The sequence below is a fragment of the Streptomyces sp. NPDC127129 genome, assembly GCF_042671585.1.
GTDB lineage: Bacteria > Actinomycetota > Actinomycetes > Streptomycetales > Streptomycetaceae > Streptomyces.
The window spans coordinates 1-13,768 of record NZ_JBHXTV010000001.1 but is presented as its reverse complement, the minus strand read 5'-3'; the positions used below and the strand labels follow the sequence as shown (position 1 = coordinate 13,768).

Here is a 13,768-nt window from a genome sequence, read left to right as displayed (position 1 = left end):
CTGCCGACCCGGACCACCCCGGTGCAGCGCCGCGGAAATGAGCGCAGGCGGACCGTCCTCGATGCCGCCGTGGCTGCACCTCGGCTACTTCCGTCGGCATCCGAGCTGTGCGGAACTGTGGTTCGCGGGACGCCACGAAGTGCCGGAGAAGTTGGTGCGTGCCTCTGACCCGCCCCTGGTGTACCCGGGCGCGCAGTTGCGTGGGTCAGTCGTTTTCCTTTGTAGGGAGGGCCTGTTCGGCCCAGATGACCTTGCCCTCGCGGCTGTGTCGCGTGCCCCAGCGCTCGGCGAACTGGGCGACGAGCAGCAGGCCGCGGCCGCCTTCGTCGAAGGTCCGGGCGCGACGCAGGTGCGGGGCGGTGCTGCTGGCGTCGAAGACCTCGCACGTCAGCGTGGACTGGAGAATGAGCCGCAACTGAATGGGGACGCTGCCGTAGCGGATCGCGTTCGTGACCAGTTCGCTGACCATGAGCTCCGTGGTGAAGGACAGTTCCTCCAGTCCCCATGCGGTCAGCGCGCCGGACGCGAAGCGGCGGGCGTCGGCCACGACCGCGGGGTCGGAGGGGAGGTCCAGCGCAGCGACGTGACCGGGGTCGAGTGCCCGGGTGCGTGCCACCAGGAGGGCGACGTCGTCGGAGGAGCGGCTGGGCAGGAGAGCGGCGAGGATCCGGTCGCAGATCTCGTCGGGTGATTCTGCTGGTTCCGCCCGGTCCACCGCCTTCGGCGGTGTCGGCCCTCCCGCGAGAACGTCGCCCAGCAACGCACGGGCGGCGTCCACATCACGCGTGCGACTTCGGATGAGGCCGTCGGTGAACAGGGCCAGCAGGCTGCCTTCGGGCAGTGTCAGCTGGGTCGTCTCGAAGGGGAGACCGCCCAGGCCCAGCGGGGGGCCGATCGGTGCCTCCAGCAGTTCGACCGGCCTGGAGCCCGCAGTGTCGTCCTCGCCGTCCGGGGGAGTGACGACGACCGGAAGGACGTGCCCCGCGCTGGCGAAGGAGCAGACGCGGGAGACGGGGTCGTAGATCGCGTACAGACAGGTGGCGCTGGTCTCGCCCGCCTCCTGCCCCTCCTCGTTCTGGAGGCGGATGACTACGTCGTCCAGGTGCGTGAGCAGCTCGTCGGGCATCAGGTCGATGTCGGCGAAGGCGCGGACGGCGGTCCGGAGGCGGCCCATGGTGGCTGCGGCGCCCAGACCGCGCCCGACGACGTCGCCCACGACGAGGGCGACTCGCGCCCCGGACAGGGGGATCACGTCGTACCAGTCGCCGCCCACTCCCGCCCTGGCCCCGCTGGGCAGGTAGCGAGTGGCCGCGACGACGGCCGGCTGTTCCACCGTGCGCTGCGGCAACAAGCTGCGCTGGAGGGTGAGCGCGGTGGAACGCTCCTGGGTGTACCGGCGTGCGTTGTCGATGGACACCGCCGCTCTTGCGACGATCTCCTGAGCGAGGAAGAGATCGTCCTCGTCGAAGGGGGCCGAGCTTTCCGCACGGAAGAACTGCACGAGGCCCAGGACTTCTCCGCGGGCAGGCAGGGGCAGCAGCAGCACCGAGTGGAAGCCGTCGGGGTCGTACGCCTCGTCCCCGCTCTCCGGAGTCGACTGCCACCATGCCTCGGCCTCGGAGCCGGGGAGGTGGTGCAGCGCGGCCCGGCCGGTGGCCAGTGCGCGGGCCGGCTCCGATTCCTCCGGGTAGGTGTGCGTTCGTCCCGGCGGCGTGCGCGGCTCCGTGCTTCGGGTGCCGGACGCGAACCGGTGGGCTACGCGGCGGAGCGGCGACGGGCCCGACGCAGGGAGCGCGTCCTCGTCGTCGAGGACGATGGTGCGAAGGTCGACGACGACGAGATCGGCGAAGTCGTCGGTTCCGACGTCCGCCAGTTCCTGGGCGGTGCGGCCGATGTCCAGGGTGGTGCCGATCCGCAGGCTTGCCTTGTTGGTCAGGAGAAGCCGACGCTGCAACCGCCGGTCGCGTTCCTCCTGATAGGCCTCGACGACGCGCACGGAACTGCGGTCCACATAGACGAACCCCTGCGCCAGTAGTCGCATCGCCACGGCGTTGATCAGTTCCGGATCGTCGGTGAGCCGGGGAACCTCTGCCTGAAACAGCTGGAACAGGCCGACGTGGCCGAGTCGGTAGGCGCGCAGGAGCGTGCTGATGGGAACGCCGCCGCGGGCGAACCTGCGGGCGATCTCGAGGGACGGGGGAGGCGTTTCGACCTCGGCGGCGTCGAGGCCGTGCTCAAGCACGTCCAGAAAAGCTGTGAGGTGTCCGATCGTTTCTTCGGAGGCGAGAGTGGTGATGTCCTCGTGCTGCCACGGCTCGGGAAGCTCCTCGCGCATGCGCAGCAGCAGGGCGTCGACCGACTCGTTCGTCCTCGGTCTGAATTCTCGGGCAAGGCGGCGAAGGAGAACATCCACATCATCCTTCATGAGATCAATTGTCCGTACAGCGTCTGAAGCCTGCCACCGGGCGGAGAGTCGACCTGTCCTGGGTCGGCAGCGGTTGACGGTGCGCGATCATCCATGCGTACACTTAAACACGAACTCGATTCTGTATCGAACTCTTCGCCGGTACACGCACCGCTCGCGATTCCTCGGCCCGATCGGCCGATCGTGAGGGCGGTCGCCTTGCGTAGCCGTGTGACACCACCTCTCTGGCGATGCCCCCGATGATCTCGGCCGGGGCCTGCCATGGGTTCCCATGGGTCGCCTCGGCTTTCTCGCATGTCCTCATGCCCGCCCGACCACCCTCTTTACGGAGGTCTCCGTGCGTTTCCCCTCCACGCCGGCCCCACCCGGCGGCCCGCCCGCGCCCCGACATGGCGCTTCTCCCGATGAGATCGGCCGGCGCGTCGGGCGTACCTTCCTGGCCGCCAACGCGGTGCCCCTGGCCATTGGTGTCGTGCTGTCCTGCTCCACCGCGCTGACGGGAACCCGTGTGTACGGGCGTCTCACGCTCGGCGTCGTCTGGGGCGCCCTGCAGCTCGGCGTCTTCCTCGTCAGCGTGTGGTGGTACGAGGCCCGGTCCGTGCGGCCGGACACTCCCGCCGAGCGCTTCTTCGCCCCCGAGGACCTGCCGGCCGGGAACGCGGGTACGTCTCCCGCCCGAGAGCGCGGGTGGTGAGACGGTGACGGCTCCACTCCTGCTGAGTGCGGGTGTCCTCGATCCGGTCGGCTCGGCCGCCCGGGGCCCCGTGATCACCACCTTCCTGGTCTTCATCGGCCTGTGCCTGCTGTGGGTCTTCACTCTCGCGAGCCAGGACGAACACCCGGAAAGGCTCCACACGGCCGGCAGGTCGCTCCCGCCGGTCTTTAACGGCGTAGCCCTGGCGGGCGAATACATCACGGTCGTCACGCTGTTCGCCGCGTCGGGAGCGATCGCCCTCTTCGGCTACGACGGGTTCACCTCCGCTGTCGACAGCGTCATCGCACTCGGGGTACTCCTCCTCCTCGCCAAGAGGATCCGCGACAGCGGCCAGTACACGCTCGGCGGCCTTTTCTCACTGCGCGCGCCGGGCCGAGAGGCGCGCACAGCGGCGGCCGTGGTGACGCTCGTCATCACGGTTCCCGTGCTCATGGTCCAGCTGCGGGCCGCCGGCATCAGCGCGGCGCTCCTGATCGGCATGTCGAGCGACACGGCCCAGGTGGCGTGCACGGTGCTGATGGGCTGCCTCGTCGCCTGCTTCGCCGGGGTGGCGGACCTGAGGGGAACCAGCTTCGTCCAGGTTGTCAAAGTCCCCGTCACGCTGGTGGCGCTCGCGGTGGTCACCCTGCTCGCCCTGCGGAAGTTCTCGTGGAGCCCCGGAGGTCTGCTCGACGCCGCGGTGCAGCAGAGCATCGCGCCCGACGGCTACCTGAGCCGGGGGCTCTGGGCGCACACCGCGGGCCTCGGCCCGCTGAACACGATCAGCGACCACATCGTCGTCATCCTCGGCATGGCGATGATGCCGCACCTGATCCTCCGCGTCGCCGCCTCGCGGTGCGGACGAGCGGCACGGCGCTCCACGAGCATCGCCGCGGGTCTGACAACGATCTTCTACCTCCTTCTGATCACGACCGGCTTCGCGGCGGCCGCCGTGGTCGGCAGCGGACAGATCGGCGCGGTCGACGCGAACGGCCAAGCGGCTCCGATCCTGCTCGCCTCCGGCCTCTTCGGGTACGGATCGACCACACGCGTCGTGATCATCACCCTCGTCGCCTGCATCGCCTTCCTCGCGGTGCTGACGGCCGTGTCCAGCATCACCTTCACCGCCGCGGTCTCCGTCACGCGCGACGTCCTCACCCGGACCGGGCGCCCTCTCACCGACACCGGACAGGTCTGGGCGCTTCGTTCCACCGTCGTCGTCCTGTGCCTCGGAGGGCTGGTGCTCTCCACCGCCTTCCACAGCTATCCCGTCGAGTTCCTGGTCACGTTCTCGCTCGGCGTCGCGGCCACCTGCGTCTTCCCGGTGCTGGTCTACTCCTTCTTCTGGCCGGGGTTCAATCGCCGGGGGCTACTGTGGTCCGTGTACGGGGGACTGCTCCTCTGCACCGTCCTCACGATCTTCTCGCCCACCGTCTCGGGGAGCGCGTACGCGCTGTGGCCCGACGTGTCCTTCGACTGGTACCCGTTCCACACCACCGGCCTGATCTCCGTACCGGCCGCGTTCCTCCTCGGGTGGCTCGGCAGCACGAGGTCGCCGGCGCGGACCGAACAGGGCTCCCGGCGGACCGCGCACGAGTACGTGAAGGGGTAAGACGCAGCCTGCGGAGCCGGCCCCTCACCCGTCCGGCTCCGCCCGGATGCTTCCCGGTCCGGTAGGAGGCGGGCTGATGCCCCGGACCGAGTCGATGGCCTGCCACAGCACGAGTCACACAGGGCCCGGGACGCGGCAGAGACGAGGACACCCCGGCGGGACGTAGCCGAGAACCCCCGCCGGTAGCGGAGGCGCGCGGCTGCTTGACCACGCTTCGTACGCCTTGCCGAAGGAGGCCGAAATCGGCGGGAGCCGGGCTCCCGCCGGAAGATGGTGAGGGCATGCGGATGCAACCCCCATGGTGCGCACGTCGCGGCTGGGTGAACCGTCGACGAAAGCCTCAGCCCGTGACGGGCCGAACGGCTCGAGGAGCTCGTTCATGAATCAGCCGCCCACACGACGGCGCCGGAACCAGTGGCTCTCCGAACGCCGCCGTTCGACTGTGAGCGCGCTTGTCGCCGTAGGAACGGCAGGACTTCTTTTCGGCCTCGACGGCAGCTGGGCGCGCGTCACGGGGGCGGACGTGTGCGTGCTGGTACTACTCGCCTACCTCTTCCCGTACCTCATGGTCACGGTGGTCGCCTTCTCGACCGCGTCTACGGAACGCGTACGCGACTGGGCCCGCCGGGAGGCGCGGGGCACAGTGCTCCAGCGGTACGTGTACGGGACCGCACCCGGCCCGGGAGTGTCTGTCTTCATCGCAGCCGCCGCACTCGTGGTGGCGGTGGTGTGGCGCCCCGGGCACCTCGGCTCCGCGTTCGAACCGGCCGGCCGTGCGGCGGTGGCACTCGTCATGGCGGCCGTCGCCTGGATCTGCGTCGCCGTGTCCTTCGCGGTCGCCTTCCAGGCCGACAACCTCGTGGAGGGTGAAGGGGCTCTGGAGTTCCCCGGCGAGCAGAGCCCGCTCTGGATCGACTACGTCTACTTCGCCTTCTCGGTGATGACGACGTTCGGTACGACCGACGTCACCGTGCTCTCCCGGGAGATGCGCCGGACGGTGACGGCCAACTCGTGCATCGCGTTCGTCTTCAACACGGTCACGGTGGCCAGCCTCGTCGCCGCCCTGGACAGCATCTGACGAGGTGAGCAACTCATCACCGTGGCCCCGGGCTTCACCAACACGTTGACACGCAAGGCCGTGCACGGCTGGTCGGCAATGATCGAACGCGGCTACCTCCCTGCAGGTGCCCACCGACGGCGCCACAGCCGCCGGGTTGCGGTTTCCACCTTTCGCGGGAGCTCGGGGGCCACCGCACGGTCCGGCTGTGAGCCGTTCCGCCGTCGTCGCGCGATGGCCCGTCTGCAACCAGTGAATCAGCGTGTGGAGGCCACTGGGGAGATCGACCGAGAGCTGAAGTCAGCGCCCCAGACTCGCGAGAACCGCCTTTGCCGCGTTCTCGCCCGACGTCGCCGCGTCAGCGAGCGTAGGCAGGTGGAGCTGGTAGTCGCCGGCGAGGTGGATCGGCCCGAGAGGGGCTCGCAGCGTCGGCAGCGATGCGCGCCTTCCCGGAGCCCAGAAGGGCACCACGCGACGGTGCCGCCGCACGATGCCCTCTCCGAACTTCCCCCGGAGCTGCGGGTAGACCGAAAGAAGGTCCTTTGCGAACCGAGCGGTGATCTCCTCATCGGAAAGCTCGAACAAGTTGTCGGCCTGTGCGCCTCCGGCAAAGCAGGCCAGCGCACCGCCGGGCTTCCGTGCGCCTTTCCCGCGCATGGCGGCGGCGTGGTTGAACACCGCCTGGAACGAGAGCTGCGGCGTGGAAACCGCGTAGAAGTCGTCCCAGGGCTGGGGCCCTACTTCGTCGGTGAAGAAGCCGACGATCACGTAGCGGCCGTAGCGAATGTCGGCGAACGCGTTGTGGTAGCTCTGCGGAAGCCCCGGAAGGATCTGCAGCGCGACATCGCTGGGGACCGTGACAACGGCCCGCTTCGCGCGCACCCGCACCGGGCCTCCCGCGTCGGCGTAGTCGACGACGACGCCGGCCCCGTCCGGCCGTACGGACCGGACACCGGCCCCGAGCCGGAGGCGTTCGCCGAGGTCGGTGGCCAGAATGTCGGTCAGCGTCTGGTTGCCTCCCACCGGAAGCGCGAAGTTGGACTCCTTGTCCGGGTCCGTCATCATGATGGCGACCGACGTGATCAGCTGGCCCGCGGCCGTTTCGCCGGGCTCACATCCCATCCACTGGCCCGTCAATGACCTGAGGACGTCATGGGCCAACTCGGATCGGACGCCCCGAAGAAGATCCGAGGCGAGGCGGCTGTCCAGCTTGGCGCGCACCCTCTTCGCCATCTTGCCGTCCGACTCCATGAACGGGACGGACGAGACGATACGGGCGCCGACCGCCGCGAGGCCGATCCGGTCCAGAAGACTCATCCGCGTACGGAACATGAGCTCGGACAGTTTGGACGTGTCCACCAGTACGCCGTTGAGAACCAGCGCCGCGCTCTTGTCGGACAGTGATCCCATCGCGATGCCGTGACGATGGAGAGCGTCGATCAGCGGTCCGGTGCCCTCGGTGAACTGAGTCCCGACGTTGATCCAGTAGTCGCCTTTCCGGACGGTCTCGACACGTCCGCCCGCCCGCTCCGACGCCTCGAGCACGAGGGCATCGGTCTTGCCGGCGAGCGTGGTGGCCGCCATCAGCCCCGCCATTCCCGCTCCGACGACGACGACCTCGCAGCTCTCCTCGCGTACGGGCCGCGCCTCGTTCGTCGTGCCGAGCCCGGGTTCCGCGTTTGCCATGCTGTTCCTCACTTCGCAATCAGGACGGCTTCCGTGTCGTCTTCCGCTCGGACAGCCGGCATCGAGGGTGCGGTTTGCCGTGTCGACGGTGATCACGGTCGGTTCTCGACGGACGCGTGAACTCCTCGTGCGTGGGCCGCCGCCGGCACCCACCGGCTCATGTCGTGGCCCTGACAGGTCCCGTCTCCGGGGCGAACCTGGCGAGGCCTCCACAGCTGCTCCCTGCCGGCCTTGTACTCCCCTCGGCGGCCCGAGCGTCGACAACAAAACGTCGAATCGAGTTCGACTTTACAGGTGCGCCGCACTCCGGTCACCCCCTTCTCGGGTCGGGTGTTCCGGTCCGGCCGGGCGGGCCCTCCTGGTGGCGGTCGGTGCCGAGCGGCCGACCGTGGGGGCCGGCAAAGGTTGCCCATCTCTGCCAACGCCCCAGCTCGACCTGCTTGACGCTGACCCAGTCGGACGACAAGGTAGAGCGACATAATCAAGTGACAATGTTGCGTGAACGAATGTGACGCCCTTCGACGAACCGAGGTTCACCCATGAACACGAGCATGCTTGCCGGCCGCCTTCACCTGGACACCCTCACCTTCGCCGTCGAAGAGGTCCCCGTGCCGGTCCCCGGCCCCGGCGAGGTCCTCGTCGAGGTGCGTGCCGCAGGTGTGTGCCTGTCGGACCTGCACCTGATCGACGGCAGCATCAGCCCGATCTCCCCCGTCGACGCCGTGCGCGAGAGTGGCGCCTTCACCCTCGGCCACGAGGTCGCGGGTGTCGTCCACACCCTCGGCCCGGACGTACGAGGGGCCTGGGTGCAGGGGCAGCCGGTCGTCCTGCAGGCAGGCCAGACGTGCGGGGAGTGCGAGGACTGCGTGGTGCGCCGCCGCGGCACATGTCGGCAGCCACTGACCCGCGGCGTGGACTACGACGGCGGCTGGGCCCAGTACACCCTTGCCCGTGAGGACACCCTCGTCCCGCTGCCGGACGGTCTGCCCTTCGACCAGGCGGCGATCATCCCCGACGCCGTCTCCACCCCCTACGCCGCGATCGTCGAAGCGGGCGCGGTCCGCCCCGCCCAATCCGTCGGCATCTGGGGGGCCGGTGGCATCGGCGCCCACGGCATCAGGATCGCCCGTCTGGTCGGCGCGGCCCCCATCATCGCCATCGATCCGCTGCCCGGCGCGCGCGAGCGGGCCTTGGCCTTCGGGGCGGACCTGGCGCTCGACCCGACGGCGCCCGACTTCGCCCAGGCCGTGCGCCAGGCAACCGCCGGGCAGGGCCTGCAGGTCGCCTTCGATTTCGCCGGCGTCGGCGCTGCCCGCACCCAGGCCACCGCAGCTCTCAGCTCCGGCGGCGTCCTCGTCCTTGCCGGCCTCACCCCCGAGCCCCATACCGTCGCTGACAGCGTGAACTTCTGCTTCCAGAATCAGCAGATTCGCGGCCACTACGGGTCGAGCGAGGATCACGTGGAGCAGCTGATTCGTCTGGTCTCCGCAGGCCGGCTCGACCTGGCGCCCTCGATCACGGCCCAGGTGCCCCTGGCGGAGGCGGCCGACGCCGTCGCCCGCCTGGAGAAGAAGATCGACGACCCGATCCGGCTCGTACTCACTCCTTGAGGTCCTGTCGCGCGTGGCCCGGCGAGGCCGGTCCGCTGTGGACCGAGCGCACTGCGGCACCTCGCTGATCGGCGCGGCCGGGAACGCTGGTCTCGCTTTCGGGCGGCCGGCGCAGGCCCTGCTGCGCGGGAGCGCGCCACACAGGACCGGCGAACCTACGCGAGAGACATGGGCGCCAGACACGTGCATCACTTGGAAGCGGCGGCCCTGACCGCCCGCCCGCCCCACCTGCCGGCCCTGGGCGTGCCGGCATGACGGGCTGCCTCTTCCTGCTGTGCGCCCTTGGCGCGGCGGCCGCCGTACCGGTCGCCCGCGCACTTGACCGAGCGGTCTGGCCGGAACGGGAACCCGTGCTCGGCTTGTGGGTGTGGCAGTGTCTGGTCGTCACTGTCCTGCTGAGCGGTCTGGCCGCGCTGGGCCTGTGCGCGGCTGCGGCCTTCCGTTCGGTGCGCGAGCAACTTATTGATTCCGTACCGTCCGGTGTTGCGACCGCGGACAAGCTGTCGTTCGCCCCCGTTTGGGTCACGGCCCTCGCGGTGCTCCTTGCGGCAGGCGCGGCATGGACGGCGGCTGCGCTGGCCCGGCAGTTCAGGGTGGTGCGGCGGGCCCGCCGCGAGGCCCGTGCCCGGCTCGCGGAGCGGGCGCCCGAGCTGCCCACCGGCCTTCCCGCGTGCTCCGGTCCGCTGCTGGTTCTGGAGGAGGAGTCCCCGGATGCCTGGTGGCTGCCCGGCAGCCCGTCCCGGCTCGTCGTCACCACGGGTGCACTGCGTCGGTTGACCGACCGGCAGCTCGACGCAATCCTCACCCACGAGCGTAGTCATGCCCTAGCCCGCCACGACTGGCTGATGCACCTGTCCGCCGCGCTGGCCGTGAGTTTCACGAAGGTCCCGCTGTTCGTCCACTTCCGCGAATGGACCCATCGGCTCGTGGAACTGGCCGCCGACGACACCGCCGCGCGGCGGTGCGGGCACGTCGCGACCGCGCTGGCCCTCATCGAGCTGAACCGGCATCGCGGAGTCTTCTCCCGCGCCGTCGGTCGTCGTCTGCTCGCCGACCGGGTGGACCGTCTTCTTGCGCCCCCGCCGAGGCTCGGGCCGTGGAAGCGCATCCTCATCGCCACCGCGGCGGCTGCGGCCCCGCTCATGCCGCCCCTCATCGCCTTTGCGTCAGGCATCGAGGCACCCGGCTGACCAGCGGCGGTACGCGCGGGATGCTGATCGCCAAACAGTTCCCACTTCGACCATGTCGTACAACACAGTCACTCGACTTTGTCACTCGAACCACTTCATCTAGTTTGGTTGCGGAACGACTGTTGACGCGCAACGAAAGGCACGCTCATGACTCAGGCGCCCTCCGCAACGCCCCAGGCCATCCCTGAGCGTCCGGGGCTGCCCCTTGTCGGCCACGCCCTCACGCTTCCCGGTGGAGCCGACTTCCTCCACCACCTGATGAAGGAGGTCAAGGAGCTGGGGCCGATCTACCGGATCCGCACCTTCGGCGACGAGCTCGTCGTCGTCGGCGGGCTGGACATGGTCACCGAACTCTCGGACGAGACCCGGTTCCGCAAGGCGATCGGCAAGGACCTGAGCTCGGTCCGACCGATCGGCGGGGACGGTCTGTTCACCGCCTACGGTGACGAGCCGAACTGGCGCAAGGCGCACGACGTGCTGATGCCGTCGTTCTCGCTCGGGGCGATGCGCAGCTATCACGAGCCGATGCTCCGCGTGGCGCGATCGCTGATCGGCAAGTGGGACCAGGCCGACGGCGGCCCCGTGGCGGTCTCCGAGGACATGACCCGGCTGACCTTCGACACCATCGGCCTGTGCGGTTTCGGCTTCGACTTCGAGTCGTTCTCCCGTGACCGGGCGCATCCGTTCGTCGAAGCGGCGCTCCGAGCACTGGACTACGCCCAGGACACGCTCGAAGCGGTTCCGGGCGCGGAGGTGTTCCGGCGCAAGCAGACCGAGCAGTTCAAGCGGGACAACCAGGCGATGAGGGACCTGGTGGACAGGATCATCCGTGAGCGCCGGGCGTCCGGCGACACCAGCACCGACGATCTGCTGGGCCGGATGCTGAACACCCCGGACCCGGTCACGGGCGAGCTGCTGGACGAAGCGAACATGCGCAACCAGGTGATCACGTTTCTCATCGCCGGGCACGAGACCACCAGCGGTGCGCTGACCTTCGCCCTGTACTACCTGACCAAGAACCCCGAAGTGCTCGCCCGCGCCCAGGCCGAGGTGGATGCCCTGTGGGGCGACACGGACACCCCCGATCCCGAGTACGGCGACGTCGGCAAGCTCACCTACATCCGCCAGGTGCTCAACGAAAGCCTGCGGCTGTGGCCCACCGCGCCCGCCTTCACCGTCGAGCCGCTCGCGGACACGGTCATCGGCGGCCGCTATCCGGTACGCAGGGGCCAGCCCATCATGGTGCTCAGCCTGTCCCTGCACCGGGACCCGGCCTGGGGCGAGAACGTCGAGCTGTTCGACCCCGAGCGCTTCACGCCCGAGCGGGAGGCGGCGCGCTCGGTCCACCTGTTCAAGCCCTTCGGCAACGGTGAACGCGCATGCATCGGTCGCCAGTTCGCCCTGCACGAGGCCACCCTGATGCTGGGCCTGCTGGTGCACCGCTACCGGCTGATCGACCACACCGACTACGAGTTGCAGATCAAGTCATCGCTCACCATCAAGCCCGACGGCTTCACCGTCAAGCTGGCCCGGCGCTCCAGCGGCGAGCGGCGCACGCCCGCCGCGGCCGTGAGCACCGCCATCCCCGCCGCCACCCGGGACGGCTCCATGGTCCGCCGCGCCACCGGCACCGCCCTCACCCTGCTGCACGGCTCCAACCTGGGCACCTGCGCGGGTATGGCCCGCGATCTCGCCGCGGACGGCGACGAGCACGGGTTCACCACGACCGTCGCATCCCTGGACGACCATGCCGGCAAGCTGGGCGAGGCGGAGGGACCGGTCGTGATCGTGGCCGCCTCCTACAACGGCAGGCCCACCGATGACGCCGCCCAGTTCATGAAGTACCTGGAGGGCCTGGAGCCCGGCTCCCTGGATGGCCTCACCTACGCCGTGCTCGGCGTCGGCGACCGCAACTGGGCCGCGACCTACCAGCGCGTCCCCGCCCTGATCGACGAGTGTCTCGCAGCCGCCGGTGCCACCCCTCTGCTGGAGCGCTGCGCGGCCGACGCCTCCGGCGACTTCGCGAGCGTCGTGGACCGCTGGACCGACGAGTTGTGGAACGCCCTTCTGGAGCGGCACGGCGAGGAGGCCGAAGGATTCGCGGCCGCGGTAGAGCCGCAGGACGACGCGCGCCTCTACGAGATCCAGGACGCCACCGACTCGGTGATAGGCGAACTGGCGGCCAGGCACGGCGTCCAGCCGATGCAGGTGCTCGACGCACACGAACTGGTCGACATGGACCACGAACTCGGCCGCTCCAAGCGCTTCCTGAAGCTACGCCTGCCCGAGGACGTGACCTACCGCACCGGCGACCACCTGGCGGTCCTGCCCAGCAACCCGGAGGCACTGGTGCGCCGGGTCGCCGGCCGCTTCGCACTCGACCTGGACCGCACCGTCCGGATCGGGACCCGCCGCCGCACCCGCGCCGCCCTGCCCGTCGACCGCCCGCTGACCCTGCGCCGGCTCCTCACCGACTTCGTGGAGCTCCAGGACCCCGCCACCCCGGAGCAGGTCGCCGTCCTGGCCGAGCACACGGAATGCCCGCCCGAGCAGCGGCCGCTGGCCGAACTCGCCGCAGCCGACGCGGACACCTTCCGGGAGCAGGTCACCGACGCCGGGCGCAGCGTGCTCGACCTGCTGGAGCAGTACCGCGCTTGCGAACTGCCCTTCGAGTACTTCCTGGAGCTGCTGCCCGTACTGCGGCCCCGCCACTACTCCATCTCCTCCTCCGCCGAAACCGCGCCCGGCGAGGTGGACCTGATGGTGTCGCTGCTCGCCGCACCGCACCGGCGAGGTGAAGGCGGTTTCCACGGCATCGCCTCGCACTATCTCCAGACGGTGAACGCCGGTGACACCGTGCAGGCGCGGGTGCTGCCGTGCGCCGAGTCGTTCCGACTGCCCGACGACCCGGAGGTGCCGGTCGTCCTGGTCAGTGCCGGCACCGGCGTCGCGCCCTTCCGGGGCGCCGTCCTCGACCGGCTGCACAACCAGTCCACCGGCACGCTGCTCAACTACTTCGGATGCGACCACCCGGACGTGGACTACCTCCACCGGGAGGAGTTCGAGGCCGCCGACGCGGCGGGCGCCGCCAGCATGCGCCCCACCTTCATGCACGCCCCCGAGGACGGTGCCCGCTTCGTGCAGGACCGCATCGCGCGCGAGAGCGACGAAGTCCTGGCAGCGCTGGAGGCAGGCGGCCGGGTGTACGTCTGCGGTGACGGTCGGCGGATGGCGCCCGCCGTGAGGGAGGCGTTCATGGCGATCCACCGCGAGTACACCGGGGCCAGCGACGAGGACGCAGCCGCCTGGCTGGCCGGCATGATCGAGTCCGGCCGCTACAACGAAGACGTCTGGGCCGGCTGACCTCGGCCACCGCACCCCACCCAGCCCCATGGCCACGGATCCGGCGACGGGTCCGTGGCCGTGCAGCGGCGGGCCGGACGACATCAAGGGGGCCACCCGATCCGAGAATCGGGTGGCCCCCTTGATGTGTC

General features: G+C 69.8%; 8 protein-coding genes. 6 read left to right on the top strand and 2 right to left on the bottom strand.

The window, feature by feature from the left end; genetic code table 11:
• Nucleotides 1–205: 205 nt before the first annotated feature.
• Complete coding sequence (locus ACFVGW_RS00040; protein ID WP_385850043.1) at nt 206–2,425, bottom strand: SpoIIE family protein phosphatase; 2,220 nt, start codon at nt 2,423–2,425, stop codon at nt 206–208.
• A 337-nt stretch (nt 2,426–2,762) separates the two neighbouring features.
• Between ACFVGW_RS00040 and ACFVGW_RS00035 the strand changes: the two genes are divergently transcribed.
• The 3 genes from ACFVGW_RS00035 to ACFVGW_RS00025 all read left to right on the top strand — a co-directional run bounded on the left by ACFVGW_RS00035 (nt 2,763) and on the right by ACFVGW_RS00025 (nt 5,809).
• The gene (locus ACFVGW_RS00035) at nt 2,763–3,119 is read left to right on the top strand and encodes a hypothetical protein (protein WP_385850042.1); all 357 of its coding nucleotides are present in this window, start codon (nt 2,763–2,765) and stop codon (nt 3,117–3,119) included.
• Nucleotides 3,120–3,123: 4 nt separating this feature from the next.
• Nucleotides 3,124–4,731: a transporter gene (locus ACFVGW_RS00030; RefSeq protein WP_385850041.1), complete on the top strand. Its 1,608-nt coding sequence runs from the start codon at nt 3,124–3,126 to the stop codon at nt 4,729–4,731.
• A gap of 379 nt (nt 4,732–5,110) precedes the next feature.
• Entirely contained in the window at nt 5,111–5,809 is a 699-nt protein-coding gene (locus ACFVGW_RS00025; protein WP_385850040.1) for a DUF1345 domain-containing protein, read from the top strand.
• Between the two features lie 279 nt (nt 5,810–6,088).
• On the opposite strand, the gene ACFVGW_RS00020 is transcribed toward ACFVGW_RS00025, so the two are convergent.
• Nucleotides 6,089–7,474: a flavin monoamine oxidase family protein gene (locus ACFVGW_RS00020; protein WP_385850039.1), complete on the bottom strand. Its 1,386-nt coding sequence runs from the start codon at nt 7,472–7,474 to the stop codon at nt 6,089–6,091.
• A gap of 539 nt (nt 7,475–8,013) precedes the next feature.
• Here ACFVGW_RS00020 and ACFVGW_RS00015 point away from each other — a divergent pair.
• The 3 genes from ACFVGW_RS00015 to ACFVGW_RS00005 all read left to right on the top strand — a co-directional run bounded on the left by ACFVGW_RS00015 (nt 8,014) and on the right by ACFVGW_RS00005 (nt 13,637).
• A complete protein-coding gene (locus tag ACFVGW_RS00015; RefSeq protein WP_385850038.1) occupies nt 8,014–9,084 on the top strand; it encodes a zinc-binding dehydrogenase in 1,071 nt (356 codons plus the stop codon).
• Between the two features lie 251 nt (nt 9,085–9,335).
• Complete coding sequence (locus ACFVGW_RS00010) at nt 9,336–10,274, top strand: M56 family metallopeptidase (protein ID WP_385850037.1); 939 nt, start codon at nt 9,336–9,338, stop codon at nt 10,272–10,274.
• Between the two features lie 147 nt (nt 10,275–10,421).
• A complete protein-coding gene (locus tag ACFVGW_RS00005; protein ID WP_385850036.1) occupies nt 10,422–13,637 on the top strand; it encodes a bifunctional cytochrome P450/NADPH--P450 reductase in 3,216 nt (1,071 codons plus the stop codon).
• Nucleotides 13,638–13,768 lie beyond the last annotated feature (131 nt).

Coding starts and splice junctions, on each gene's coding strand:
- ACFVGW_RS00040 (WP_385850043.1), bottom strand. CDS start 2,425: ATGAAGGATGATGTGGATGTTCTCCTTCGCCGCCTTGCCCGAGAATTC.
- ACFVGW_RS00025 (WP_385850040.1), top strand. CDS start 5,111: ATGAATCAGCCGCCCACACGACGGCGCCGGAACCAGTGGCTCTCCGAA.
- ACFVGW_RS00020 (WP_385850039.1), bottom strand. CDS start 7,474: ATGGCAAACGCGGAACCCGGGCTCGGCACGACGAACGAGGCGCGGCCC.
- ACFVGW_RS00015 (WP_385850038.1), top strand. CDS start 8,014: ATGAACACGAGCATGCTTGCCGGCCGCCTTCACCTGGACACCCTCACC.
- ACFVGW_RS00010 (WP_385850037.1), top strand. CDS start 9,336: ATGACGGGCTGCCTCTTCCTGCTGTGCGCCCTTGGCGCGGCGGCCGCC.
- ACFVGW_RS00005 (WP_385850036.1), top strand. CDS start 10,422: ATGACTCAGGCGCCCTCCGCAACGCCCCAGGCCATCCCTGAGCGTCCG.